The sequence below is a fragment of the Brevibacillus sp. FSL K6-0770 genome, from assembly GCF_038000275.1.
Taxonomy (GTDB): domain Bacteria; phylum Bacillota; class Bacilli; order Brevibacillales; family Brevibacillaceae; genus Brevibacillus; species Brevibacillus parabrevis.
In genome coordinates, this window is record NZ_JBBOBQ010000001.1 from 2,705,033 (window position 1) to 2,729,815 (window position 24,783).

Sequence of the window (24,783 nt, forward strand, 5' to 3'; positions counted from 1 at the left end):
AAAGCGTTTAAGGGATGTTTTAGGGAAAAATTCCGTATTAGGGTAGTTTACTATGGAACCGGCATCATTTCAATTGTTGCAAAAATAGTCAGTAAAATAAAAAATCAGAATTGACATTAAATACAGACAGGTCTATATTGTTGATTTAAGGAATGTTTTAGGTTAATTTCCGTTAAAGAAAAACAGCGGGCGAAGCATACGTCGTTTTTGCGAGCCTGGATAGGGGGGATAAGTAAAACATGGCGCGTTATCTGCTAAAAAGAATTTTGATGATGATCGTGACCTTGTGGATTATCGTGACGCTGACCTTTTCGCTGATGCATATGATCCCGGGCGATCCGTTTGCATCCGAATCCGATCAACTGCCGGAGCAAATTTTGCTGAATTTGCGCGCCAAGTACCATTTGGATGAGCCACTGCCGATGCAGTATTTGTCTTATCTGAAAAGTTTGGCGATGCTCGACCTGGGGCCTTCGATCAAGTCTGAGACGCGCGGCGTCAACGATATGATCAAGGACGGTTTTGGCTCATCAGCGCTGATCGGGATGCAGGCAATCGCTGTCGCACTTTTTTTTGGACTTATATTCGGAATAATTGCGGCATTAAACCGAAATACCTGGATTGATTACATGGCAATGGTTATGGCGGTGTTGGGAATTGCTGTACCAAGCTTCATTATGGCGCCGCTGCTCATCAACTATTTGGCGATCAAGCTGCCGCTGTTTCCGGTTGCGACGCTCGCCAGCTGGAAGCACTCCGTGTTGCCGTCACTTGCGCTCGCTTTCGGGCCGCTCGCGATCATCACTCGCTACATGCGGACGAGCATGATCGAGGTCATGAATCAGAACTACATACGGACTGCCGAGGCAAAAGGGATTCCGACTTTTCTGATCGTGGTCAGACATGGCATTCGCAATGCGATTCTTCCAGTCGTCACTTTTCTCGGGCCGCTGGTTGCGGGATTGCTGACAGGAACGTTTGTCGTCGAGAAAATTTTCGCCGTCCCTGGCGTCGGCAAATATTTCGTCGATGGCATTTTCAACCGCGACTATCCGGTTATTTTGGGAACGACCGTCTTTTACAGCGCGATTCTCGTACTGATCATTTTCTTGATTGACCTGGCTTATATGTTCATTGATCCACGCATCAAATTGTCGGGAAGGGGGAGGTAGCCAATGGCGGCAGAACAATCAGCGAATGAGCTGTTTCGACCAAGATCACAAAAAACAGACGGACAAGTCGTCGCGATGCGGCCGAGCCTGACTCATTTTCAGCAAGTGACCCGCAAGCTGGTCCGCAACAAGCTCGCCATGGTTGGCTTTACCCTCATCGTACTGATGGTGCTCATGGCGCTCATCGGGCCGCATCTGGTGCCGTACAGCTATTCGGATCAGAGCCTTTTGACAGCCAATCAGGAACTTTCCGCCGAGCACTGGTTTGGGACGGACGAGCTGGGACGCGACATGTTTTCCCGTACGTGGTACGGAGCGCGCATCTCGCTCATCATCGGAATTACGGCGGCACTGATCGACCTGGTGATCGGCGTTACCGTCGGAGGAATTGCCGGATATATGGCAGGCCGGGGAAAACGCGGCGATCGGATCGATACGATCATCATGCGTCTGATTGAAGTGTTGTACGGACTGCCGTACTTGCTCGTCGTGATCATGCTGATGGTTGTCATGGAGCCGGGGATCGTGACGATTATTATCGCCTTGTCGGCCACAGGCTGGACAGGGATGGCCCGTCTCGTACGCGGGCAGATTTTGCAGCTAAAAAACCAGGAGTTCATCATGGCTGCACAGGTGCTCGGGGCAAAATTCCCGCGCATTCTGCTGCGTCACCTGATTCCGAACACGATTGGCGTCATTATTGTCAACCTGACTTTCACGATACCGTCTGCGATTTTTGCCGAGTCGTTTCTGAGCTTCCTCGGCTTGGGCGTCCAGGCTCCCATCGCAAGCTGGGGGACGATGACCAACGATGCGTTAGGCGTGATTTTGACAGGCGACTGGTGGAGACTGTTCTTCCCGGCCCTGATGATCTCGCTGACCATGTTCGCCTTCAACGTTTTTGGCGATGGCTTGCAGGACGCACTCGACCCGCGGATTCGTGAGTAACCGCGCCCAAGGATAGGAGGAACCAGACATGACAGAGCATTTGCTGCAAGTAGAAAACCTCCGCGTTCATTTCAAAACGTACGGGGGAGAAGTACAGGCGGTCAGGGGTGTCACGTTTCACGTCGATCGTGGCGAGACGCTGGCTGTGGTCGGAGAGAGCGGCTGTGGCAAGAGCGTGACCGCCCAGGCGATCATGGGGCTGATCCCGAATCCGCCGGGCCGGATCGTCGACGGACAGATTCGTTTTGACGGACAAGACATTACCCGACTGAGCAAAAAAGAACTGCTTTCGCTGCGGGGAACCGAGATCGGGATGGTGTTTCAAGACCCGATGACAGCGCTGAATCCGACGATGAAGGTCGGAACGCAGATCGTCGAAGGCTTTGTGCGGACTCACCACGTCTCGAAGGAGGAAGCGCGCAAAAAAGCGATGGAAATGCTGCGGCTGGTCGGCATTCCCGATCCGGAAAAACGGGTGGATCAATACCCGCATGAATTTTCCGGCGGAATGCGGCAGCGCGTGGTCATCGCGATTGCGCTGGCGAACAATCCGAAGCTGGTGATTGCCGACGAACCGACAACCGCCCTCGATGTGACGATTCAGGCGCAAATTTTGGACTTGCTGAAAGAACTGCAAGAAAAGCAACAGCTTTCCATTGTCATGATCACGCACGATCTGGGGGTCGTAGCTGAAATCGCTCACCGCGCTGTCGTGATGTACGCAGGAATCGTCGTAGAGACGGGAAAAGTCGAAGATATTTTCAAGAGTCCCAAGCATCCGTACACATGGGGCCTGATGCGCTCGATGCCGCGAATTGACGGCGAAGAAAAAGAGCGGCTGGTGCCGATTGACGGATCGCCGCCAGATTTGTTCCACCCGCCAAAAGGCTGTCCGTTTGCAGCGCGTTGCCAGTTTGCCATGGATATTTGCGAGCAGCAAATGCCAGAGGCAACCGTGTTCGAAAATGCGCACCAGGCGGCATGCTGGCTGCATGATCCGCGGGCGCCGAAGCTGGATGAACTCGTGGCGGCAGGGAGGCAGACGTAGATGAGAGACACTTTAATAGAAGTAACAGGGTTAAAAAAACACTTCGAGATCGGCAACGGCATCCAGCTCAAGGCGGTGGATGGAGTCACGTTTACGATCAATCGGGGGGAAACGCTCGGGCTGGTGGGTGAAAGCGGCTGTGGCAAATCTACGCTCGGCAGGACGATGATTCGCCTGTACGACCGTACAGATGGAGAAGTGTTGTTCAAGGGCAAAAATGTGCATCAGCTGAAAGGCAAAGACTCTGCGCAGTTCAACCGCGACGTGCAGATGATCTTCCAGGACCCGCAGGCCAGTCTCAATCCGCGCATGACGGTGTTGGACATTATCGCCGAAGGGCTGGACATTCACGGCTTTCCTCGCAAAGATCGCGCAGACCGCGTCAAGGAGCTGTTGGAGCTGGTGGGCCTCTCCAAGCAGCATGCGAGCCGGTTCCCGCACGAATTTTCCGGCGGGCAGCGGCAGCGGATCGGCATCGCACGCGCTCTTGCCGTCGAACCGGAATTTATTATCGCCGATGAGCCGATCTCTGCGCTCGACGTCTCGATTCAGGCGCAGGTCGTCAATTTGCTTGAAGATTTGCAACAGGACAAAGGGCTGACGTATTTGTTCATCGCCCACGACTTGTCCATGGTCAAGCATATCTCCACGAAAATTGGCGTCATGTATTTAGGAAAAATGGTGGAAATGGCCGACAGCTTCGAGCTGTACGCCAAACCGCTGCATCCTTATACACAAGCATTGCTGTCTTCTATCCCGATTCCCGATCCTACGATCAAGCGGGAGCGGATCATTTTGCAAGGCGATTTGCCCAGCCCGGCCAACGCTCCGAGCGGCTGCGTCTTCCGGACGCGTTGCCCGAAAGCAACGGCGCAGTGCGCCGAGCAGGTGCCGGAATGGATGGAGCAAGCGCCCAATCACTGGGTCGCCTGCCATCTCTACAGGTAGTACGATTTTATATCTTTATATACAGGGGGAACCATTGTGAAGAAATTAGCTGCATTTGCCCTGTCCGTCTCGCTCGTAGTACCAGCGCTTGCTGGCTGCGGCGGAAGCTCAGGGACAGCAACGAACAACCCGGGTACGGCGTCCAGCACTCCTGCTGCTGCCGTCAAACAAGAAGTCGTATTCAACGCCAAGTCCGAACCACCCGATTTGAATCCGCTCACTTCGACGGATACGACATCGTTCTGGATCATGGATCACTTGGGCGAAGGCTTGTACACGAAAGACAAAGAAGGCAATCCGGTTCTCGGGGTAGCCAAAGAAGTGAAGCTGTCTGACGACAAGCTCAAGTACACCTTTATTTTGCGCGACGATGCCAAATGGACAAACGGCGAGCCTGTAACCGCAGAAGATTTCGCCTATACGTTCATGAAGCATATCGATCCGGCGACAGCTTCTACGACAGCGTATCTCCTCTATTATATTAAGGGAGCAGAAGCGTACAACAAAGGAACAGGCAAAGCAGAAGACGTCGGAATCAAGGCTCTCGATGCGAAAACATTGGAAATCGAACTGGTAGCCCCAACTTCTTACTTTGACAAGATGCTTGCTACCCGCTACTGGCACCCGATCAACAAAAAGCAGGCGGAAGCCGATCCGAAATGGGCAGCCAATGCCGAGACGTATATTTCCAACGGTGCTTACAAGCTCGTTTCCTGGAAGCATGACTCCGAACTGGTGATTGAAAAGAACGAGAATTATTGGAACAAGGACGACGTAAAAATGGAGAAGATCACCTGGAAAATGGTGAACGATGCCACAACGTCCTACCAGATGTACAAGAGCGGAGAGCTTGATTTCAACAAAGAGATGCCATCTGACATTCTCGCTCAGGAAAAATCAAGCCCTGACTACAAATCCGTTCCTTACTACGGCACGTACATGTACATGTTCAACGTGACGAAAGAGCCGTTCACCAACAAAAAAGTGCGCCGTGCATTCGCTATGGCGATCGATCGCAAAGCACTGACCGAAATGGTGAGCCAAGGCGGCGAAACTCCGGCTTACTCTATGGTGCCGCGCGGAGCGATTACGCCAACAGGCAAAGACTTCCGCGAAGAAGGCGGCGACTACTTCAAGGAAGATCCGGCAGAAGCGAAAAAACTGCTGGCAGAAGGCATGCAGGAAGCAGGCTGGTCTACGCTGCCTGAAGTAACACTTATGTACAACACCGATGAAAGCCACAAAAAAATAGCCCAAGCCCTCCAGGAAATGCTGAAGAAAAACTTGGGTGTAGATGTGAAGCTGACCAACCAAGAGTGGAAAGTATACCTCGATACAACGAGACAAAAGAACTACCAAATGGGCCGCATGGGCTGGGTAGGTCAAATCAGCGATCCGGCGTTCAACCTCGATTACTACTTGGGTGACAGCCCGAACAACCGTACAGGCTGGGTAAACAAAGAGTACGACGACCTGAACATGGCAGCAAAAGTGGAGCAAGATCCGAACAAGCGCATGGAACTGTTGCACAAAGCAGAGGCTGTTTTGATGGAAGAAATGCCGTTCATCCCGATCTACCACTATCAACAAAACTATCTGGTAAAACCAGGTTTGGAAGGATTGACGTATCCGGTCAATGCATTCCCAAGCGCACGCTGGGCAACGAAAAAATAGAAAAAAGAGGAGTCTCTCCTCTTTTTTCCCTTTTCACACGGAACAGTCAGCTGCTTTTGGCTGTTCTTGGCGATTCGTCAACCATGAATCACTATACATACACTTCTTGATGACGAGGAAAGGGTGATGGCACATGATTATGGACTATTTGCAAGTCAAGTCGGCCTATCAGCTGAAAGTGGTGCCGAAAACGAACGAGCTGACTTTTTTGACGAAGCTCACAGGCATTGCCCAGGTGTGGAGTTGGGATGAGCAAACCGCGAGCGTACGTCAGGTGACTTCTTTGCCTGACCGGGTTGTCGAGTTCGCCCATTCCCCATGCGGGACGAAGACCGTTGTCGGCATGGACAACAAAGGAGACGAGCGCCAGCAGTTTTTTTTGTTGAAAGAGGGTGGAGCAGTCGTCAAGCCATTGACGGATGCGCCCGAATTTTTCCATTATTTCGGCGGCTGGTCGCCTTGCAGCGAGAAAATTGCCTGGTCGAGCAACCGTCGCGAGCCACGCTGCTTCGATATTTTTGTGCAGGACGTAGAGAGCGGCCAGTACGGGGAAGTGTACCGTCATGACGGGCGCTGCGATCCGATTGCCTGGCTGCCGAACGGCACAGGGCTGATTTTCAGCGTACAGGAAACGAATATCGACAATGCCTTGTACCTGTTGGATTTGCAGACCAGACAAGCCCGGAAGCTGCCGATTTGCAGCAAGCAAGCGCGCTTTCACTCGTTGCAGTTGACCCGTGACGGACAACACGGCTACATCGTGACCGATCGCGATGACAACACGATGGCGCTTTGCCGCTTTGCGCTGGATGGCGCCGAACTGGAAAAGCTCGTCCAGATCGACAAGTGGGACGTGGAGGAAGCGAAACTTTCGCACAGCGAGGAAGTGCTTGCTTTCGCCATCAATGAAGGCGGGCGTTCGGCGCTCGGCTTTTACTCTTTGACCGAGCAGCGTCAAGTAATGGCAGAGAACATCCCGGGTGGCGTCATCAGCGGACTCGCGTTCCGCTCGGATGAACAGCTTGCCTTTGCCCTGAAAAGCCCGACATTGCCCGGCGACATCTGGACGTATTCGCTTGCGGAAAAATCGAGTGAGCGCGTGACTTATGTTGGCGTGGCAAAAGAAATTCAAGACAGCCTCGTGGAGCCAGAGCTGTGCAGCTTCCGTTCTTTTGACGGGCTGGAGGTGCCGTATTTTCTCTACAGCAAAAACCATTCCGGCAAAAGTCCGGTTGTCGTCTACGTCCACGGCGGGCCGGAGAGCCAGATTCGCGCAGAGTACCACCCGGTCTTTCAATATTTGGTCAACCAGGGCTTCACGGTAGTGGCACCGAACGTGCGCGGCAGCATGGGCTATGGCCGTACGTACGTGCAACTCGACGATCGCCGCAAGCGGATGGACTCTGTCGCCGACCTCGCCTGGCTGGTCAAAGACTTGTCGCAAAAGGAAACGGTCGATCCGCAGGCAATCGGGATTATGGGCCGCAGCTACGGCGGTTTCATGGTGCTTGCCGCCCTCACCCATTACCCGGATTTGTGGGCAGCCGGAGTCGATATCGTCGGCATCTCGCATTTTGGCACCTTCCTGAAAAACACGGGAGAGTGGCGGAGAAAGCTGCGTGAAGTCGAATACGGCTACTTGGGCGAGGACGACGATTTCTTCGAACAAATCGCGCCGCTGAATCACTCTGCCAAAATCAAGGCACCACTGCTCGTCTTTCACGGGCGTAACGATACCCGGGTCCCTGTCAGCGAGGCGGAGCAGCTTGTGGCAGACATGCAAGGCCGGGGGCAACAGGTGGCTTTGCACGTTTTCGAAGACGAAGGCCACTTTACCGAAAAACTGGACAACCACATCACGCTGAATCAGGGCATTACCCGCTTTTTCCTGGAGCATTTGAAAACGGTCCACAGTGAAAAGGAGTGAGTGACAAATGAACAGCCAAAAAAGAAAAGTCGCAGCAGAAGATTTGTATCAACTGACGTACGCAAGCGACCCGCAGCTTTCCCCGCAGGGAGATGCGGTTGTTTACGTGAAGACGATGATCGACGAAGAGCGGGCGTATCGCAACCACTTGTTCGTCCGCGACTTGCAGACAGGAGAAACGGTGCAACTGACGAGCGGTGCTGTGCGTGACACGTATCCGCGCTGGTCGCCGGATGGTACGCGCATCACTTTCGTCTCCAAGCGTTCCGGGACAGCACAAGTTTGGCTGATTGACGCCAAAGGTGGCGAGCCGCGCCAGTTGACGCACTGCAAAACAGGGGTGAGCACTCCGCTCTGGTCGCCGGATGGACAGCTTATCGTCTTTTCTTCCTTGATGGATCGCGGCGAGACGTTTGACGATCAGGAAGGCGAAGCAAAAGAAGCAGTCGTGCCGAAAGTAATCCATGTCGAGCGGATGAAATACAAATCGGACGATTACGGCTATTTGTACGAAAAAACACGGCAACTCGCCCTCGTGCATGTGGAAACGGGAGAAGTAAAAGCGCTGACAGACGGGCCTTACCATCATACGATCGGCTCCTGGTCGCCGGACGGAAAATGGCTGGCGATCACAGCCAACCGCAACGAAAATCCTGACATGCTGCACACGGTCGATGTGTATTTGCTGCCGACAGCGGGAGGAGAATGGAAGAAGCTGACGAGCAGTAACGGGACATTTTCCCACCCGACCTGGTCTGCTGACAGCCAAAAGCTCGCGTTCATCGGCAGCTTGGCGGACGGAATTTACTTGAACGCAACGCAAAAGCGAGTATGGACATGCGATCTCGACAGCGGCGAGCTGACTTGCGTGACCGCTGATTGGGACGTGCAAATCGGCGATTCGACGATTGGCGATGTGCGCTCGCCGGGCCACCCGACTCCAGGAGCGGTCTGGACGGAGGACGGAACCGCGTTGTACGTGATTGTAAGCGAGCGCGGCAATTCCGGCATTTACCGCGTAGCTCTGGACGGACAAAAAGAGCACATCGTCAGCGGCAACCGCAACGTGTACGGATTCACGATTGACGAGCAAAAGCAGACGCTGATCGCAGCGATCAGTGATCCGCTCATTCCGGGAGACTTGTATCACTTCAACCTGGAAACGAAGGCAGAGCAACGTTTGACCGAACTGAACCGCGACTTTTTTGCGAATGTGGAGCTGGCTGTGCCGGAAGAAATCGAATTTGCAGCGCAAGACGGTTGGAAGGTGCACGGCTGGATGCTGAAACCAGTCGGTTACAAGCCAGGTGAAAAATACCCGCTCGTCTTGCAAATCCACGGCGGGCCGCACTCCATGTACGGCAATACGTTTTTCCACGAGTTTCAGATTTTGGCGGCAAAAGGCTACGCGGTGCTTTACACCAATCCGCGCGGCAGCTACGGGTACGGCGAGCGCTTCATGCAGGCGTGCTGCGGAGATTACGGCGGCAAGGACTACCTCGACCTGATGAGCGCAGTCGACTACGCGTGCCAGCAGTTTGATTTCGTGGACGAGTCCCGCCTGGGAGTGGCAGGCGGAAGCTACGGCGGCCTGATGACCAACTGGATTGTAGGGCAGACGAACAGATTCCGTGCAGGTGTGACGGACCGCAGCATTTGCAACTGGGTGAGCTTTTACGGCGTGAGCGACATCGGCTACTACTTCAGCGCCGAAGAAATTCAGGCCAATCCGTTCACCAATCCGGAGAAAATGTGGCAGCATTCGCCGATTCGTCTGGTCGCAAACATCGAGACGCCGCTTCTGATCATGCACGGGGAACAGGATCACCGCTGCCCGATCGAGCAGGCTGAACAGCTGTACATCACGCTCAAACACCAAGGCAAGGCACCCGTGTCCTTCATTCGCTTCCCCGGAGCCGGACATGAGCTGTCCCGCAGCGGAGATCCCGAGCAGCGCGTGCTGAGATTGCAGTATACAGAGGACTGGTTCGCGACGTATATGGAGCCAAAAGTGCCAAGCTTGCAGCAGTAGTAGTCGTATCGATGCCAAATCCAAATCCGCCAAAGAGCGCTCACGAGGAGGAACGAAACATGAACAAGGAACAAGTATTGGGCTGCGTACAGGAGATACTCCCGGAGGCGATTGACCGCCTGAAGCAATACTTGAGTTACCCCACCGTTTCTGCCCAGCACAAAGCGATTCCGGAAACAGTCGACTACGTCGTGCAGATGATCCACGAGGCTGGCGGCGAGACGAAGGTGCTCGACGATCTTGGCGGCAACCCCGTCGTCTATGCTTTTTTTGCAGCAGGCAGCAATGGCGATGCCAGCAAGACGCTGCTCTACTACAACCATTACGATGTTCAGCCGCCGGAACCGTTCAACGAGTGGCATACCGAGCCGTTCACGCCGACTGTGATCGAGGGCAAGCTGTTCGCACGCGGCGCAGCCGACAACAAAGGCGACCTCGTAGCGCGGCTGAGCGCGATCAAAATTTTGCAAAAGCAGGGCGGCTTGCCGTGCAACATCAAGTTCCTGATCGAAGGGGAAGAGGAGATCGGCAGTCCGAACCTGGAACCGTATTTGCGCCAATATAAAGACCTGTTCGCAGCGGATGCGTGCATTTGGGAATTTGGCGGAAAAGACGAATCCGAGCGTATCAGCATGGTTGCCGGAATCAAAGGCATGGCGTATTTGGAGCTGACCTGCACAGGCGCGGACATCGACATGCACTCTTCTGTCGGCGCTTATGTAGACAACGCAGCATGGCGTCTGGTACAAGCGCTGGCGACGATGAAAAATGAGCAAAACGAAATTTTGGTCGAAGGCTTTTTCGACGGCATCGAAGAACCGACAGCAGATGAAAAGAAATTCGTGTCCGAGCTGCCGTTCAGCGAGGAAGCGACGGCAGAACTGTACGGCCTGAAACGCCCGCTGATCACGAAGGCAAAAGGCGTGGACCCGCGCGAGGCGATGGTGTTCCACCCGACGATGACGATTTGCGGACTGGACAGCGGGTATACCGGAGAAGGCGCGAAGACGGTGCTGCCGAAAAACGCCAGAGCCAAAGTGGATTGCCGTCTCGTGCCGGGACAAGACCCGCAGCACATCTTGCGTTGCATCGAGGCGCATCTGAAGAAGCATGGCTACGACGACATTACGGTGACGATGATCAACGGGCAAAAAGCGTACCGCTCCGATTTCCACCATCCGTTTGTCGCCCATGTGCTGGATACCGCCCGCGTCATCTACGAGAACGAGCCTGTTCTCGCACCGAACTCGGCAGGGACAGGCCCGATGTACATTTTCGGCGAGCAGCTTAAGCTTCCGGTTGTCAGTACGGGAGTAGGCTGGGTCGGCTGCAAGGTGCACGCGCCGAACGAGTCGATTCGCCTGAAAGATTTCGAGGAAGGAATCGCCCACATGGTTGTGATGCTTTCCGGATTTGCCCAGGCGCTTTCCCTGACCAAATAAATGCTCTGCCAACAAAGACCTCGACACGATGCGGGGTCTTTTTTTTCGGTTAACTGTTTTTGCGGCAGCTACGGAGTGGACTTTCATTTTGCAAAACATGTACAATCGAGGGTATCGAAGCTTTCGTATAGATCAGGAGGCGAACTGCATGAACAGCGAAATTTCACGATGGGAAACCGCAACCTTTGCCGGCGGCTGCTTCTGGTGCATGGTCAGTCCGTTTGACAAGCTGCCAGGAATCATCAAGGTCGTCTCGGGCTACACAGGCGGCCACGTCGAAAATCCGACCTATGAACAAGTGTGCTCGGATACAACCGGACACTATGAAGCCGTGCAAATCACGTATGATCCGGCGCTCATCTCGTATGAAGAACTGTTGCAGATGTTTTGGAGACAGATCGATCCGACAGATGCAGGCGGCCAATTCGGCGATCGGGGGCAATCGTACGCCCCGGCGATTTTCTTTCACACGCCAGAGCAGGAACGCCTGGCGATCCGCTCGCGTGAGGAACTGGAGCAAAGCGGCATTTTTCAAAAGCCGATAGCGACCTTGATTTTGCCTGCCAAGCCGTTTTACCCGGCAGAGGATTACCACCAGGACTATTACAAGAAAAACCCTGTGCGCTACCAGTATTACCGGACGGCGTCGGGCAGAGCGAAGTTCGTGAAGGAAGCATGGCGCGACAAAAAGAAGCAGGAAGAACTGAAACAGGTACTGACGCCGATTCAGTACGAAGTGACGCAAAACAGCGGCACGGAGCGCCCGTTTGCCAATGAGTTCTGGAATCACAAAGAGGAAGGCATCTACGTGGATATCGTGTCGAACGAGCCGTTGTTTTCTTCCTTGGACAAATTCGATTCCGGCTGCGGCTGGCCGTCGTTTACCCAACCGCTGGCCAGCGAGAATGTCACCGAGCAGCTCGATTTGACCCACAACATGATTCGGACAGAAGTGCGCAGCAAGCACGCAGACTCGCATCTGGGGCATGTGTTCGAAGACGGACCGGGAGAAAACGGCTTGCGCTACTGCATCAACTCTGCGGCGCTGCGCTTTATTCCGAAAGACAGGCTGGAAGAAGAGGGCTTCAGCGAGTACAAGTCGTTGTTTGATAAACAAAAAGACTGACCTGTCCTTAGCGCGTTGCCAGCATCGGGCCGCCGTTCTCTGTGAATCATTCGGGAAGGCGGTCTTTTTGTACAAAATAGGCGTATATCTCGCGAAAGAAAGGATGCGACAGAGTCCACGATGATACAGAAGAGACGTTTTGCCAGCTTGATTGGACTGCTGCTCGCCGTGACGATGCTTGCGGCCTGTTCCATGGCAACGGAACCGCCTGCCGAAAAGGAAGACCTTCCCGCGAAAGCGGTGGAAGGAGGGACGCTGACGATTGTCAGAATGTCCGATGCTGGCAATCTCGATCCGCACTTCATCTCCACGATCAATGCCGCGAGTGTCGTCCATCAAAAAGTGTACGAAGGGCTGGTCAGACGGGATGCCAACATGGTGATCGTGCCGCAGCTCGCCCTCTCCTGGCGGCAAGTCAGCGATCTTGTCTGGGAGTTCAAGCTGCGACAGGGCGTTTTCTTTCACGATGGCACACCGTTTGACGCCACCGCAGTGAAGCGAACCTTGGACCGGGTCATGGACCCGAAGATCGCTTCGCCGCGAGCTGCGATGTTTGACAAGATCAAGCAAATCAAAATCGTCGATCCGTACACCGTACAGTTTATTTTGGAGCGGCCGTTTACGCCGCTGCTCTCTATATTAGCCAGTCACGAAGGCAGCATGATTAGCCCGAAAGCGATCGAGCAGTACGGGCGCAAGCTGGCGGAGCATCCGGTTGGAACCGGGCCGTTTGTGTTTCGCTCCTGGGAGCCGGGAAATCAGATCGTGCTGGACAAAAACCAGCAGTATTGGGGCGACAAGCCGAAAATCGATCATGTGATTTTTCGCGTCGTGGCGGACGATCAGAAGCGTATTGCCATGGTCGAAAACGGCGAGGCCCACGTAGCCGAATCGATTCCGGTGCAGGAGATCGATCGGCTGTCCGCATCGAATCGCTTGCATGTGTATCGCAGCGAAGCGTTGGGAACCGAGTTTCTCGGGTTCAATGTGGCGCAAGAGCCGCTCAACGACATTCGCGTCAGACAGGCTATCAGTTCAGCCATCGAAACAGGAGCCATCATCAAAGGCGTCTACAACAATGTAGGCACGCAGGCCAACTCGCCGCTCGGGCCAAAAGTATTCGGCTACAGTGCGTCCGTCCAAAGCTATCCGTACGACCTGAACAAGGCGCGCGAGCTGCTCGCCAAAGCAGGATACCCCAACGGCTTTTCCATCCATATGCTGACCTACGACCGCAACGATCGGGTCATGGTTGCGCAAGTCATCCGTTCCCAGCTCAAAGGAATCGGGATCGACGCCAAAATGGATGTGGTCAGCTACGCCGATTTCGTCACGACGATCGAAAAGACGCGGACGCACCAGATTTTCGTCAGCGGCTGGGGGAACGCGACGGGTGACGCGGACTACAACCAGTACAACCTGTTTCACACGATGGGCGGCGGAGCCGGAAACAGCTTTCAGTACAGCAACCAGGAGCTGGACAGGCTGCTCGAAGCCGGACGAGTCGAGTCAGACCCGGCCAAGCGTCTCGCCATCTACGCGAAAGCGCAGGAGCTGGAGATGCAGGATGCGCTGCTGGTGCCGATTCGCAATCTGGAAAATCTCGCCGTCATCAGCACCGACATTCAAGGCTTTTCCATCAGTCCGGCTGGCTATCTCATGCTCGACCAGGTCAGCATTCAAAAATAAGCGAACAACTGCTGCCGGACGGGCGCGGCACTCGCTGGTGCTTGGGTGACGAACAAGATCATAAGGGACAGACGCGCTGGTGTACACGGCGCGTCTTTTTACTTGTTTGGCTCAGACTATAGCTGTATAGGTTTTTGGTATAGACGGAATTGCCGAAAAGCATAGAACAATGCAAAAACGTGCAGTATAATCAAAAATATTTTAAATAGACATAAAACGAAAAACAGGAGAGAGAAACATGAATACTGTGGAGAGAATCAGCAAGTTTGTTGGCAGCACGTTCTCGTTGTGGGTAATTTTGTTTGCCATTCTCGGCTTTTTTGTGCCGGAAGCGTTCGTCGGCGGAAAAGGCTACATTTCGTTCCTGCTCGGCGTCATCATGTTCGGAATGGGGCTGACCTTGTCTTCGGAAGACTTCCGCGAAGTGTTTCGCAGGCCGGTCGATGTGTTGATCGGCGTAGTCGGTCACTACCTGATCATGCCTTCGCTTGCGTTTGTGCTCGCGATCACGTTGCAGCTTCCGCCGGATATTGCGGTTGGTGTCATTTTGGTCGGCTGCTGTCCGAGCGGGACGGCGTCCAATGTCATGACGTACTTGTCAAAAGGCGATGTCGCTCTCGGGGTTTCCATCGCGGCTGTGTCCACCTTGATCGCCCCGATCGCTACCCCTGCACTCATCTCGCTTTTGGCTGGAAAATGGATGGCGATTGATACGAAGTCGCTGTTTCTCGATATTGTGATGGTCGTCATTGTCCCAATCGTACTCGGTGTGATCGTCAAAGCGTTTTTCGGCAAGCAGGCGGAAGCGAGCGCCAAGGCATTGCCGCTCGTGTCTACCATTGCTATCGTGATGATCGTGGCGATTGTCGTTGCTCTGAACAAAGGTAAAATCGTCGAGACAGGCATGATCATTTTTGCTGTCGTCATTTTGCACAATATTCTCGGCTACGTGCTCGGCTATTTTTTCGCCAAGCTGTTCGGCTTGAATCTGGCGAAGCGCAAAGCGGTGACGTTGGAGACAGGCATGCAAAACTCCGGTTTGGGCGCGGCTTTGGCGGCGGCTCACTTCAATCCGCTCGCAGCGGTGCCGAGCGCCATCTTCAGCGTGTGGCACAACCTTTCCGGCTCTGTGCTCGCCACCTATTTTGCCAAAAAAGAAGAGTAGGCGACTGGCATCCTCCCGGCAAAGGCGCGCTGATTTTTTGCCAAAATGGCACGTTCCTGTAACGAAAAAGGCCCGATTTATGTCATAATGGGTACGTACTTCCATGCTGGATAAGTACCCAACACCCATGCGGGCTGACTGTACAGCCGGGCCCGATTCGAAAGGACGTCATGATGAAACGTTTTGCCAATCGTACGAATCATTCCATCATACTGGTAACAGCCGCGATTCTCGCGCTGTCTGGATGCAGCAGCATGGCTGCGCCAAACGAAGAACAGGCAAAGCCGTCGCAGGAGACGACCCAACCTGCTCCAGCAGAAGGGCCCAAACCTGCCGAGGAAGCCAAGCAACCGGAAACCAAGCCAGGCGAGACGGCGAAGCCGGAAGAAACGAAACCGGAAGAAACCAAGCAGCCAGAGGCCCAACCGCCGAAAAAGTCGTCTGCCGAAGGGGCAGGCAAGTACGAAGATCTGCTTGCAGATATCGAGGTAGTCGCTGAACCGCAAAGTGTAGCGGTCCTGGTCAACAAACAGCGCAAGCTTCCCGAAAACTATACGCCAAACGACCTGGTATTCCCGAAAGTCCCGTACCTGCTCCCGGAAAAGAGCGAGAAGCGGAAAATGCGCAAGGAAGCGGCGGCTGCGCTGGAGGAATTGTTTGCAGCGGCAAAAGCGGACGGAGTAGCGCTTGCAGGAGTATCGGCCTACCGCTCTCACGCTTACCAGAAAGCGCTGTTCAACCGCTACGTGCAAAAAGACGGCGTGGAAAAAGCGCGCACTTACAGCGCCGTGCCAGGTACGAGTGAACACGAAACCGGGCTTGCGATCGACGTATCCGGCGTAGACGGCAAATGCGCGGCGACGAGCTGCTTTGGCGGCACGAAGGAAGCATTGTGGCTTGCCGAGCACGCGGCAGAACACGGCTTTATCATCCGCTATCCGGATGGAAAAGAAGCGATCACAGGCTATATGTACGAGCCGTGGCACTTGCGCTACGTCGGCGTGGAGATCGCCAAACAAATCAGCGAGCAAGGCATCACACTGGAGGAGTATTCAGGTGTGGTTCCCGCCTCGGCCAATGAGACTGAGTCAAACTAAACCTAAGCTTTTCGGAAAAAAGGAGACGCCGATTTTTCGCTACGGAAGAGTCGGCGTTTTTCTTGTAGCGCGAATACATATGCGCATGCAAACGTCCTTCGGCAAAAGAATTTCTATGCTATAATGATCACGGGTGAAGATAATGAGCGAAAAATCAATCAGGGAACGAATTATTGATACGGCCATGCGCCTGTTTGAAGCACATGGCTACCACCGGGTCACCGTCGACCAGATCGTCAAAGAAAGCGGCACCTCCAAGGGAGGCTTTTACCACAACTTCAAGTCCAAGGATGAACTGCTCTACATCATTCACGACCAGTTCATTACGTACGTGCTGGAAAAAGCGGAAGAAGCGTACGAGAAGTGGGATACGCCAACCGAGCGCCTGCAAGCAATCGTCAAATCGTTTGTGATGATGATCGATCTGTACCGCTCGCAGGTCACGATCTTTTATCAGGAAAGCCTGTTTTTGACCCCGGAGTATTTCACTGATATTGAAACGAAGCGGGACCGCTACAAGCAAATCATGTTTACCGTCATTTCCGACGGGATCAAATCGGGCGAGTTCCGGCCGGAGCTGCCTGTGCCAATCGTCTCCATGGCGATTTTCGGCATGGTCAACTGGATTTACAAATGGTATCAAAAAACAGGGACGTATTCGATCGAGCAGATTGCGGACATTTACGCCGACATGGTTCTGCATTCCGTCCTGAAGCCAGAAGCGATGAAAAATCCGGACTTCAACCGCTTTTTCCTGGCTTCGCCCGAAGCGCCGTTCAAATTGTTGTAAACGAATATGGATCAGGCGACTACTCGTCATTGCTAAAAATGGGAGCAGAGGCATAGTCGCTTCACGGTCCGGTCAGCGATGTACCATTCAGACTGACTGGTTGGTCTGTACGACGATTCAGACATTTGCTATAATGTTTAAAAGACCAACTGGTCGGTCTTGCGCATTCATCACAGACCAACCAGTCGGTTCGTTGGCAAATCAGCCACAATGAGTCGGGACATGGGAGGAATACGTATGTTTTCGATCTATGAACTGAGAGAACTGGTCAAGCTGCTGGAGCAGACAGACATAGAGTCTATCGATGTCAGCGATGACGAATCCCGTTTGCGCATCAAACGCCGGACTGCCGGGCAAACAGCAAGCGTTGCTGCCGTGACTGCGCCGACGTTGCCAGCGGTCACTGCCAAGCCAGCTTCATCCGTCGTCAACCTGCCGCAAAAAGCAGGAACTCAACCGCTCCAAACAGAACCTGTAGCAACAAAGCGGCAGGAGGCAACAGCTCATCCCGCAGAAAAGACGGAAAACTTGCATAAAATCACCTCCCCGATGGTCGGGACCTTTTACGCGGCTTCTGCCGAGGATGCGCCACCGTATGTAGCGGTACACGATCGCGTGGAGCCGTCCAGCATTGTCTGTATCGTGGAAGCCATGAAGCTGTTCAACGAGATTGAAGCAGAGGTAAAAGGGGAAATCGTTTCGATACTGGTACAAAACGGCCAACTGGTTGACCACGGCCAGCCGCTGTTTTTGGTGAAGCTTGCCGAGTAGAATCGGCGAATGAGGGGAGGTCTGGACCGTGAATAAAGATACACTGTTTACGCAATTTCCTGTGCCGACGTACGAGCAATGGCGGGAGGCGGCCGACAAATCGTTGAAGGGAGCTGCCTTCGATGCCAAGCTGTTGACCAAAACACAGGAAGGAATTATCCGCCAGCCGATCTATCGGGCGGAAGATGTCGCAACATTGCCACGACGAGGGGGGCCGGGCGAGGCTCCTTTTGTCAGGGGAACGAGAAGTCCGCTGGATCAGCAGGCTGGGCGCTGGGAGGTCTGCCAGGAAATGGCGGCCCCGGACGCGAAATCGTTTCATGAAGCGGCATTGACAGATTTGGCGCGCGGGCAAACGGCGCTGCACATCGTATTCGATCGCGCTGTGCGCGCAGGGCTTGATCCAGATGAAGCACTGCCGGAAGACATCGGTAAAGACGGCTTGTCCATTTTTGCCCTGGGAGAACTGGGGGAAGCCTTGCGCGGACTGAATTTGGAAGAGCTGCCTTTGTTCGTGCAGTCGGGAGCATTGGGTTTGCCAGTCTTTTCCCTGCTGTTCGCTCATATGAAGGCGAGCGGCCACAGTCCGGCAAACTTGCGGGGATGCATCGGGCAAGACCCGGTGACGCCGCTGCTCGTGGAAGGACAGCTTCCGCACTCGCTTGACACTGCTTTTGCCGCGATGGCGAAAATGACGAGTTGGGCCAGTCAGCATGCGCCCAAGCTCAAAACGATTCTCGTTCAGGGCAATCCGTATTGCGAGAGCGGCGGTCATGCTGTGGCCGAGCTGGCTTTTTCTTTGGCAACAGGCGTCGAGTATATTCAGGCGATGCTTGACCGCGGCCTTACGATTGAAGAAGTGGCGGGCCGGATGCAGTTTTCTTTCGCGGTCAGTTTCGATGTGTTCATGGAAATTGCCAAGCTTCGGGCCGTGAAAATGCTGTGGGCGAATATTGTGGACGCGTACGGCGGTTCGGTCGAGGCGCAAAAAATAGCGATTCACGCCCGCACAGCAGTCTGGACGAAAACGGTCTGCGACCCGTACGTCAACATGCTGCGCGCAACTACGGAAGCGTTTTCTGCGATTGTTGGCGGCGTCGACAGCTTGCATGTATCTGCTTTTGACGAAGCGATTCGTCCAGCCAACGAGTTTTCCCGCCGGATCGCACGCAATACGCAAATCATTTTGGAACAGGAGGCGCACCTGGCAAAAGTCGCTGACCCTGCTGGCGGCTCCTGGTATGTCGAGTGGCTCACGGACGAATTGGCGAAAAAAGCGTGGGAGCTGTTTTTGCAAGTAGAGGAGCGGGGCGGCTTGCTCCGTGCTTTGGAGTCCGGCTTCGTGCAAGAAACGATTGCCCAGACAGCGGCCCGCAAGCAAAAAGACATCCAAGAGCGCAAAAGCCGCATCGTCGGCACCAACATGTATCCGAATCCTGCGGAGCAACTGCTCACGCGTCCAACCAACCGAGCGCTTCACAAGCAGCGAGTCGCGGAATTGCGCGCATACCGCAGCCAAAAAACTCCGGCTGATGCCGCAGAAGCCTTGGAAAAACTGGCGCAACATACGGTTGATTGGGTGGAAGCGGCGGCAAAAGCAGCGCTTGACGGCGCGACCGTAGGCGATATTGCCAAGGCGCTGACCGCAGGCAAGCAAGCAGCGACGGTGATTGCTCCGCTTCGCGTTCACCGGGCGGCTGAAGCTTTCGAAACATTGCGCAAGCAAGCGGAAGCGTACGCAGGGAAAACAGGGCAGCGGCCATCCGTGTTTCTGGCGGCGCTTGGCCCTGTCGCCAAGCATAAGGCGCGAGCGGACTTTGCCGCAGAGTTTTTTGCCGTCGGCGGTTTTGCAGCGCTGCGAACAGCAGCGTACAGCTCGGCAGCAGAGGCGGCACAAGCGGCAATCGCATCGGGAGCGCGGATTACCGTCATTTGCTCCGACGATGCAAGCTATCCCGAACTGGTGCCGCCACTCGCCCAGGCGATCAAGCAGGCGGCTCCGGATATGACCGTGCTTTTGGCTGGATTGCCGGATGCCGAGCAGCTGGCGCAGTACAAAGCGGCTGGAGTGGATGATTGCATTCATCTGCGCTCCAATTGCTATCAGATGCTGCGAGAACTTCAGGAGCGGACAGGAGTGAGCTCACGATGAAGAGACCTGATTTTTCCAAAATGCCGTATTCGTCCAGGCGGGACATCTCCGACCTGTTTCCGGCGGAGGCTTCTGCCGGGGCAAAGGCGTTTGAGTTTGCGGAGCAGCAGTTGTGGCAGACGATGGAGCAAATCCCCGTCAAGCCTGTTTATACAAAAGAAGATGTGCAAGACATGACGCATCTGGGCTACATGCCGGGCCTGCCTCCTTATTTCCGCGGCCCGTATCCGACGATGTACGTCACCCAGCCGTGGACCGTGCGCCAGTATGCCGGATTTTCCACGGCAGAGGAGAGCAACGCCTTTTATCGCCGCAACCTGGCTGCCGGACAAAAAGGGCTGTCGATTGCCTTTGACCTCGCCACGCACCGCGGATACGATTCCGACCACCCGCGCGTAGTCGGGGATGTCGGCAAGGCGGGAGTGGCTGTAGACTCGATTCTCGACATGAAAATTTTGTTCGACGGGATTCCGCTGGATAAAATGTCTGTTTCCATGACGATGAACGGAGCGGTATTGCCGATCATGGCCTTTTACATCGTGGCGGCGGAGGAGCAGGGCGTATCGCAGGCTGAGCTGACCGGGACGATTCAAAACGACATTTTGAAAGAATACATGGTGCGCAATACGTACATTTACCCGCCAGAGGCGTCGATGAAAATTATTTCCGACATCTTCGCCTACACCTCGAAGCACATGCCCAAGTTCAACAGCATCAGTATTTCCGGCTACCATCTGCAAGAAGCAGGCGCGACAGCGGACATCGAGCTGGCGTATACGCTCGCGGACGGTTTGGAATACGTGCGAACGGGGCTTGCGGCTGGCATCGACATTGACGCTTTCGCACCGCGCCTGTCGTTTTTCTGGGCGATTGGCATGAACTACTTCATGGAGGTAGCGAAAATGCGGGCGGCACGCCTGATTTGGGCGAGCCTGATCAAGCAGTTCAACCCGAAAAACGAAAAGTCGATGGCGTTGCGCACGCACTCGCAAACATCCGGCTGGAGCCTGACCGAGCAAGACCCGTACAACAACGTCGTGCGGACGTGCGTGGAAGCGATGGCGGCGGCGCTCGGACATACGCAGTCGCTGCATACGAATGCGCTCGATGAGGCGATTGCGCTTCCGACCGACTTTTCCGCGCGAATCGCCCGCAACACACAGTTGTTTTTGCAGGACGAAACCCAGATTACGAAGGTCGTGGACCCGTGGGCAGGCTCGTACTACGTCGAGTCGCTGACAGCGCAGCTCGTGGAAAAAGCGTGGGCGCACATCGAGGAGATCGAAGCTTTGGGCGGCATGGCGAAAGCGATTGAGACGGGATTGCCCAAAATGAAAATCGAGGAAGCGGCAGCCAGACGCCAGGCGCATATCGATTCGGCGAAAGAAGCTATCATCGGTGTGAACAAGTACCGTCTGGACAAGGAAGACCCGCTGGAAATTCTCGAAGTCGACAACACAGCGGTACGCGAAGCGCAAATCCGCCGATTGCAAGAGCTTCGCGAAAATCGAGACGAGGCGCGGGTGCAGGCGGCACTGTCTGCTATCACCGAGTGTGCGCGAACGGGCGAAGGCAATTTGCTGGCGCTGGCGATTGAAGCGGCGCGGGCAAGGGCGTCGCTCGGCGAAATCTCGGATGCGTATGAAAAGGTGGTCGGACGGCACAAAGCGGTGATCCGCTCGATCAGCGGCGTCTACAGTGCAGAGTACGCCGATGCGGATGAAGTGGCAGCGGTGCGCAAAATGGCGGATGAATTTGAGCAGTGGGAAGGGCGGCGTCCGCGCATCATGATCGCCAAGATGGGCCAGGACGGGCACGACCGGGGAGCAAAAGTCATCGCGACCGCTTTTGCCGACCTGGGCTTTGATGTCGATATCGGGCCGTTGTTCCAGACACCGGAGGAAACGGCAAAACAAGCGGTGGAAAACGACGTGCATGTGATCGGCTTCAGCTCGCTCGCTGCCGGACACAAGACATTGCTGCCGCAACTCGTGGAGGAGCTGAAAAAGTTGGGCCGCGAAGATATCGTCGTCGTCATCGGCGGGGTCATTCCGCCGCAGGATTACGCCTTTTTGCGCGAGCATGGCGCTGCCGCCATCTTCGGTCCGGGAACCGTCATTCCGGTAGCAGCCCAGCACGTTTTGCAGGAAATCGTACATCGACTGGAGGCTGCCGGCCTATGAGCGGCGGTGGAGACGGCAAAACATCCCTGAACTTTTCTTCCAAAGTCCGCCTCCCGCGCCTTTCTGTCGAGCAGTACGTCGAGGGCGTGCGGGCAAACAACCGGACCGTGCTCGCCCAGGCCATCACGCTGGTCGAGAGCAATTCCGCCGCCCATATGGACATGGCGCAGGAAGTGATCCGCCAGCTTTTGCCCCACACCGGGCAATCGATTCGCATCGGGGTGTCGGGAGTGCCGGGAGCAGGCAAAAGCACGTTTATCGAGGCATTTGGCACGATGCTGTGCGAAAAAGGCCATCGGGTGGCTGTGCTTGCGGTCGATCCGAGCAGTACCGTCACGCGCGGGAGCATTCTCGGCGACAAGACGCGGATGGAGCTGCTCTCGCGCAACCCGAACGCGTTCATCCGCCCGTCCGCTACCGGAGGGACGCTGGGCGGGGTCAACCGGAAGACGCGGGAAACGATGCTGATTTGCGAAGCGGCTGGCTACGATGTCATTTTGGTCGAGACGGTTGGCGTCGGACAGAGCGAGACGACCGTCCGATCGATGGTCGATTTCTTCCTGCTGTTGATGCTGACCGGAGCTGGCGACGAGCTGCAAGGGATCAAAAAGGGGATCATGGAAATTGCCGACGCGCTGTTGATCAACAAAGCGGACGGGGAGAACCGCACGCGGGCTTTGATTGCCAAAGGCGAGTACAACCGGGTACTGCACTATTTGCAGCCAGCAACGTCCGGCTGGGAGACGAAAGCGTACATGTGCTCGGCGGTGACCGGAGAAGGCATCGCGGACATATGGGAGGTCGTTGGCGCATTTCGCCATGTGACGGGACTATCGGGCAGCTTCGAGGCCCGGCGCAAGGCGCAACTGCTCGACTGGATGCACAGCATGGCCCAAGACTACTTGCGCACTACGTTTTTTGGCAATCCGCAAGTAGCCAAGATGCTCCCGGCCATCGAGCAATCCGTGACGAGCGGACAATTGTCGCCGACGAGCGCGGTACAACAGCTTGTAGCCATTTTCGAAAAAGCGATCATGAAATAGAGAGAGGAAGAAGGTCGGACGATGAGCGACATGCACAAAAAAATCGATGACTTGATGGAGCGAAAATTCAAAATCGAGCTGGGCGGCGGTGACGCCCGGATTGATGCCCAGCATAACCGCGGCAAGCTGACTGCCCGCGAGCGGATCGAGCTGTTGCTCGACCCGGATACGTTCATGGAGCTGAATCCGTTCGTCGAGCACAGAGCGACGCATTTCGGACTGGATCAGATGGAAGCGCCGGGCGAAGGCGTCGTAACCGGATACGGCAAAATTAACGGTCGCCCTGTTTACTTGTTCGCGCAGGACTTCACTGTATTTGGCGGTGCGCTCGGCGAGATGCACGCCATGAAGATCGCCAAAGTCATGGATTTGGCTGCGAAAAACGGCGCTCCGTTCATCGGATTGAACGACTCCGGCGGCGCGCGCATTCAGGAAGGCGTCAGCTCGCTGGACGGATACGGCACGATTTTTTACCGCAATGCGATCTACTCCGGGGTGATCCCGCAAATCTCGGTTATTTTGGGGCCTTGCGCGGGCGGAGCGGTCTACTCTCCGGCCATTACCGACTTCGTGTTCATGGTCGAAAAGACGAGCCAAATGTTCATCACCGGACCGAAAGTGATCGAGACAGTAACCGGCGAGAAAATTTCCGCGGAAGACTTGGGCGGCGCGCGCGTCCACTCCACAGTTAGCGGCAATGCCCACTTTACGGCCGAATCCGAGCAAGAGGTGCTGGAATCAGTGCGCAGGCTGCTCAGCTTCCTGCCGCAAAACAACCGCGACCGCGCTCCTGTCCTCGAAGCTGCGGGCGGCGCAGAATGGCAGGAAGAGCTGCTGGAGCTGGTTCCGGCCGAGAGCACGAAAGTGTATGACGTTCGCAAAGTGATCGAGAAAATCGTGGATCACGGCGACTTCATGGAAGTGCAGCCGAATTTTGCCCGCAACATCGTCATCGGACTGGCGCGGATCGACGGACACAGTGTCGGGATCATCGCCAACCAGCCGAAAGTAATGGCGGGCGGACTCGACATTCATTCTTCCGACAAGCTGGCCAGATTCATCCGCTTCTGCGATTGCTTCAACATCCCGCTGTTGACCTTTGAGGATGTCTCCGGCTTTTTCCCGGGGATCAACCAGGAGCACGGAGGAATCATCCGCCACGGGGCGAAGATTTTGTATGCGTACTCGGAAGCGACCGTGCCGAAAATTACCGTCATTTTGCGCAAAGCGTACGGCGGCGCATACGTGGCGCTCAATTCCAAGTCGATTGGCGCAGATATCGTCTACGCCTGGCCAAATGCGGAAATTGCCGTCATGGGCCCAGAAGGTGCTGCGAACGTCATTTTCGCAAAAGAAATCGAGAGCAGCGAAAATCCGGCGGCAACCCGCGCGGAAAAAATCGCGCTCTACCGCGAGAAATTCGCCAATCCGTACGTGGCGGCAAGCCTCGGCATGGTCGACGACGTCATCGACCCGCGGGAAACCCGGATGAAGGTCGCCCAGGCGTTGGAGATGCTCAGAAACAAGCAGGAAGACCGTCCGTACAAAAAGCATGGGAACATCCCATTGTAAGAGG

18 protein-coding genes are annotated in these 24,783 nt (G+C 55.0%); all 18 read left to right on the forward strand.

What is annotated here, in order from left to right; genetic code table 11:
* The first annotated feature begins 239 nt into the window (after nt 1–239).
* Nucleotides 240–1,172, forward strand: coding sequence for an ABC transporter permease (locus tag NST23_RS13280; RefSeq protein ID WP_122963387.1), 933 nt, complete (start codon nt 240–242; stop codon nt 1,170–1,172).
* A gap of 3 nt (nt 1,173–1,175) precedes the next feature.
* Nucleotides 1,176–2,120: an ABC transporter permease gene (locus NST23_RS13285; protein ID WP_063228298.1), complete on the forward strand. Its 945-nt coding sequence runs from the start codon at nt 1,176–1,178 to the stop codon at nt 2,118–2,120.
* Between the two features lie 28 nt (nt 2,121–2,148).
* The gene (locus tag NST23_RS13290; RefSeq protein ID WP_173595904.1) at nt 2,149–3,168 is read left to right on the forward strand and encodes an ABC transporter ATP-binding protein; all 1,020 of its coding nucleotides are present in this window, start codon (nt 2,149–2,151) and stop codon (nt 3,166–3,168) included.
* A complete protein-coding gene (locus NST23_RS13295) occupies nt 3,169–4,116 on the forward strand; it encodes an ABC transporter ATP-binding protein (RefSeq protein ID WP_328140451.1) in 948 nt (315 codons plus the stop codon).
* A 36-nt stretch (nt 4,117–4,152) separates the two neighbouring features.
* Nucleotides 4,153–5,790, forward strand: a complete 1,638-nt coding sequence (locus tag NST23_RS13300; RefSeq protein ID WP_122963384.1) for a peptide ABC transporter substrate-binding protein — start codon at nt 4,153–4,155, stop codon at nt 5,788–5,790.
* A 133-nt stretch (nt 5,791–5,923) separates the two neighbouring features.
* Nucleotides 5,924–7,717, forward strand: a complete 1,794-nt coding sequence (locus tag NST23_RS13305; RefSeq protein WP_242771583.1) for a S9 family peptidase — start codon at nt 5,924–5,926, stop codon at nt 7,715–7,717.
* A gap of 7 nt (nt 7,718–7,724) precedes the next feature.
* Nucleotides 7,725–9,749: a S9 family peptidase gene (locus tag NST23_RS13310; protein ID WP_242771580.1), complete on the forward strand. Its 2,025-nt coding sequence runs from the start codon at nt 7,725–7,727 to the stop codon at nt 9,747–9,749.
* Nucleotides 9,750–9,808: 59 nt separating this feature from the next.
* Nucleotides 9,809–11,191 carry a M20/M25/M40 family metallo-hydrolase gene (locus NST23_RS13315; RefSeq protein ID WP_242771577.1) on the forward strand — a complete coding sequence of 461 codons (1,383 nt, stop codon included), beginning with the start codon at nt 9,809–9,811 and terminating at the stop codon, nt 11,189–11,191.
* 148 nt (nt 11,192–11,339) lie between these two features.
* Nucleotides 11,340–12,317, forward strand: a complete 978-nt coding sequence (msrA, locus tag NST23_RS13320) for a peptide-methionine (S)-S-oxide reductase MsrA (protein ID WP_173595909.1) — start codon at nt 11,340–11,342, stop codon at nt 12,315–12,317.
* A 120-nt stretch (nt 12,318–12,437) separates the two neighbouring features.
* On the forward strand, nt 12,438–14,006 hold the full coding sequence (locus tag NST23_RS13325) for a glutathione ABC transporter substrate-binding protein (RefSeq protein ID WP_173595910.1): 1,569 nt from the start codon (nt 12,438–12,440) through the stop codon (nt 14,004–14,006).
* Nucleotides 14,007–14,244: 238 nt separating this feature from the next.
* On the forward strand, nt 14,245–15,171 hold the full coding sequence (locus NST23_RS13330) for a bile acid:sodium symporter family protein (protein WP_173595911.1): 927 nt from the start codon (nt 14,245–14,247) through the stop codon (nt 15,169–15,171).
* A 173-nt stretch (nt 15,172–15,344) separates the two neighbouring features.
* A complete protein-coding gene (locus tag NST23_RS13335; protein ID WP_173595912.1) occupies nt 15,345–16,268 on the forward strand; it encodes a M15 family metallopeptidase in 924 nt (307 codons plus the stop codon).
* Between the two features lie 142 nt (nt 16,269–16,410).
* Nucleotides 16,411–17,058: a TetR/AcrR family transcriptional regulator gene (locus tag NST23_RS13340; protein ID WP_167470249.1), complete on the forward strand. Its 648-nt coding sequence runs from the start codon at nt 16,411–16,413 to the stop codon at nt 17,056–17,058.
* Nucleotides 17,059–17,295: 237 nt separating this feature from the next.
* Nucleotides 17,296–17,829 carry an acetyl-CoA carboxylase biotin carboxyl carrier protein gene (gene accB / locus NST23_RS13345; RefSeq protein ID WP_122963377.1) on the forward strand — a complete coding sequence of 178 codons (534 nt, stop codon included), beginning with the start codon at nt 17,296–17,298 and terminating at the stop codon, nt 17,827–17,829.
* A 28-nt stretch (nt 17,830–17,857) separates the two neighbouring features.
* Nucleotides 17,858–19,981, forward strand: coding sequence for a methylmalonyl-CoA mutase family protein (locus NST23_RS13350; RefSeq protein WP_340963819.1), 2,124 nt, complete (start codon nt 17,858–17,860; stop codon nt 19,979–19,981).
* Entirely contained in the window at nt 19,978–22,164 is a 2,187-nt protein-coding gene (gene scpA, locus NST23_RS13355; protein ID WP_122963375.1) for a methylmalonyl-CoA mutase, read from the forward strand. Before NST23_RS13350 ends, scpA begins: the two co-directional genes overlap by 4 nt.
* Nucleotides 22,161–23,207 carry a methylmalonyl Co-A mutase-associated GTPase MeaB gene (meaB, locus tag NST23_RS13360; protein ID WP_122963374.1) on the forward strand — a complete coding sequence of 349 codons (1,047 nt, stop codon included), beginning with the start codon at nt 22,161–22,163 and terminating at the stop codon, nt 23,205–23,207. Before scpA ends, meaB begins: the two co-directional genes overlap by 4 nt.
* A 21-nt stretch (nt 23,208–23,228) precedes the next feature.
* Nucleotides 23,229–24,779 (forward strand): acyl-CoA carboxylase subunit beta, encoded by a 1,551-nt coding sequence (locus NST23_RS13365; RefSeq protein WP_122963373.1) that lies wholly within the window; start codon nt 23,229–23,231, stop codon nt 24,777–24,779.
* Nucleotides 24,780–24,783: the final 4 nt, after the last annotated feature.

Bases quoted from the DNA above. Each gene is read 5' to 3' on its own strand.
- NST23_RS13280 (WP_122963387.1), top strand. From the start codon at position 240: ATGGCGCGTTATCTGCTAAAAAGAATTTTGATGATGATCGTGACCTTG.
- NST23_RS13285 (WP_063228298.1), top strand. From the start codon at position 1,176: ATGGCGGCAGAACAATCAGCGAATGAGCTGTTTCGACCAAGATCACAA.
- NST23_RS13290 (WP_173595904.1), top strand. From the start codon at position 2,149: ATGACAGAGCATTTGCTGCAAGTAGAAAACCTCCGCGTTCATTTCAAA.
- NST23_RS13295 (WP_328140451.1), top strand. From the start codon at position 3,169: ATGAGAGACACTTTAATAGAAGTAACAGGGTTAAAAAAACACTTCGAG.
- NST23_RS13305 (WP_242771583.1), top strand. From the start codon at position 5,924: ATGATTATGGACTATTTGCAAGTCAAGTCGGCCTATCAGCTGAAAGTG.
- NST23_RS13310 (WP_242771580.1), top strand. From the start codon at position 7,725: ATGAACAGCCAAAAAAGAAAAGTCGCAGCAGAAGATTTGTATCAACTG.
- NST23_RS13315 (WP_242771577.1), top strand. From the start codon at position 9,809: ATGAACAAGGAACAAGTATTGGGCTGCGTACAGGAGATACTCCCGGAG.
- msrA (WP_173595909.1), top strand. From the start codon at position 11,340: ATGAACAGCGAAATTTCACGATGGGAAACCGCAACCTTTGCCGGCGGC.
- NST23_RS13325 (WP_173595910.1), top strand. From the start codon at position 12,438: ATGATACAGAAGAGACGTTTTGCCAGCTTGATTGGACTGCTGCTCGCC.
- NST23_RS13330 (WP_173595911.1), top strand. From the start codon at position 14,245: ATGAATACTGTGGAGAGAATCAGCAAGTTTGTTGGCAGCACGTTCTCG.
- NST23_RS13335 (WP_173595912.1), top strand. From the start codon at position 15,345: ATGAAACGTTTTGCCAATCGTACGAATCATTCCATCATACTGGTAACA.
- NST23_RS13340 (WP_167470249.1), top strand. From the start codon at position 16,411: ATGAGCGAAAAATCAATCAGGGAACGAATTATTGATACGGCCATGCGC.
- accB (WP_122963377.1), top strand. From the start codon at position 17,296: ATGTTTTCGATCTATGAACTGAGAGAACTGGTCAAGCTGCTGGAGCAG.
- scpA (WP_122963375.1), top strand. From the start codon at position 19,978: ATGAAGAGACCTGATTTTTCCAAAATGCCGTATTCGTCCAGGCGGGAC.
- meaB (WP_122963374.1), top strand. From the start codon at position 22,161: ATGAGCGGCGGTGGAGACGGCAAAACATCCCTGAACTTTTCTTCCAAA.
- NST23_RS13365 (WP_122963373.1), top strand. From the start codon at position 23,229: ATGAGCGACATGCACAAAAAAATCGATGACTTGATGGAGCGAAAATTC.